Here is a 1,832-nt window from a genome sequence, read left to right on the forward strand (position 1 = left end):
CGCCGGCAGACCCGAGTCCGACACCATCCACAGGGGGCGGCATCATCTCGGAATCAGGGGGCGACTATTCTTCGGAACAAGGGGGCGGCATCATTTCGGAATGAGGGGGCGGCTTGCCTCGGAATCAGCAGCCAAGCTTATCCAGGCGTCGCGACATTGCGGCTTCCAGCCGTTCGGTCGTGTCACCTGTTCGCCGTCAGCACCAATGAGACAGAATTGAGCTAATTGAGAGAGGAGGTTTTCCGGTTCATCGTAGCCTTCAAAGGGACGACGATGAGACAGAAAACGGACGTGACGAAGCCTTCTGCCGAGAAGGTGATCAAGGACATCCGACGTATTACGCGCAAGCAATATGGCGCCGAGGAGAAGATCCGCATTGTGCTGGATGGTCTGCGTGGCGAGGAGTCGATCGCTGCATTATGCCGGCGTGAGGGGATCGCTGAGAGCCTCTATTACAATTGGTCGAAGGAGTTCCTTGAAGCCGGCAAGAAGCGGCTGGCGGGCGACACGGCGCGTGCCGCCACCACCGATGAGGTGAAGGTGCTTCGCAAGGAAGCCCGCGATCTGAAGGAGGTCGTCGCCGAACAGGCGCTTGAACTGCGACTGCTTAAAAAAAGCATGATCGCGGATGGGGACGGCGAAGAATGAGATACCCCGGCTCGGAGAAGCTTGAGATCATCAGGATTGTCGAGCGATCACATCTGCCGGCGCGCCGCACGCTGGAACAGCTGGGCATTCCTCGCGCCACCTTCCACCGCTGGTATGATCGCTTCCTGACCGGCGGCGTTGAGGCGCTCGAAGACCGTAGCCCACGGCCTGGCCGGGTCTGGAACCGCATTCCCGAGCCCGTGCGGGATCGGATCGTCGAACTTGCCCTGGACACGCCGGAGCTGTCGCCACGGGAATTGGCCGTGACGTTCACCGACACGGAAGGCTATTTTGTCTCGGAAGCATCCGTCTATCGCCTGCTCAAGGCAAACGACCTGATCACCAGTCCGGCCTTCATCGTGATCAAGGCCGCTAACGAGTTCAAGGACAAGACGACGGCGCCCAACCAGCTCTGGCAGACCGACTTCACCTATTTGAAGGTCATCGGTTGGGGCTGGTTCTACCTCTCGACCATTCTGGACGACTTCTCACGCTACATCATTGCCTGGAAGCTGTGCACCACCATGAAGGCCGAGGACGTTACCGACACGCTGAACCTGGCGCTCACCGCATCAGGCTGCGACCAGGCAACTGTGCGGCAACGGCCGCGGCTGCTGTCCGACAATGGGCCGTGTTATATCGCCGGCGAACTGGCCAACTGGCTGCAGGATCGCGACATGGATCACACCCGTGGTGCACCATGTCATCCTCAAACCCAGGGCAAGATCGAGCGTTGGCACCAGACGCTGAAGAACCGCATCCTGCTCGAAAACTACTTCCTTCCGGGCGATCTTGAAGCCCAGATCGCAGCCTTCGTGGAGCGCTACAACCATCGGCGCTATCACGAGAGCCTCGACAATCTCACTCCGGCCGATGTCTACTTCGGACGCGGCCAGACCATCCTGTTGCAAAGAGAAAGGATCAAACGCGACACGATCAACCAGCGACGCTTGCAGCATCGCAGAGCCGCTGCCTAGAATGCCAACCCAGATGAGCCAGAGCCTCCGCTAAATCAGGCCGCCATCTGTCTCAAAATCTCTGACGACGGACATCACGCAGATCCTCGGCCTGTGCGGGCAGATGAACCTCCCGGACCTGGGCTTCGAGGCATCCCTTGCTGGAATGCGGCATGAAGCAATCCATGGCCAGCCTGTGCAGCAGTGCCGTCATAGCGACATGCGGGT

Annotated in this window: 1 protein-coding gene; it reads left to right on the forward strand. The window is 59.6% G+C overall.

The genetic code is table 11. The features are described 5' to 3' along the window. Positions 1-273 precede the first annotated feature (273 nt). Positions 274-1,625, forward strand: a protein-coding gene (locus QMG56_RS23155) for an IS3 family transposase (RefSeq protein WP_281825253.1) whose coding sequence is annotated in 2 segments (ribosomal slippage) — positions 274-610 and positions 610-1,625 — 1,353 coding nt in all. Because the reading frame shifts where the segments join, the coding sequence is not laid out codon by codon here. Positions 1,626-1,832: the final 207 nt, after the last annotated feature.

The sequence above is a fragment of the Sphingobium sp. BS19 genome (assembly GCF_027925545.1).
GTDB lineage: Bacteria > Pseudomonadota > Alphaproteobacteria > Sphingomonadales > Sphingomonadaceae > Sphingobium.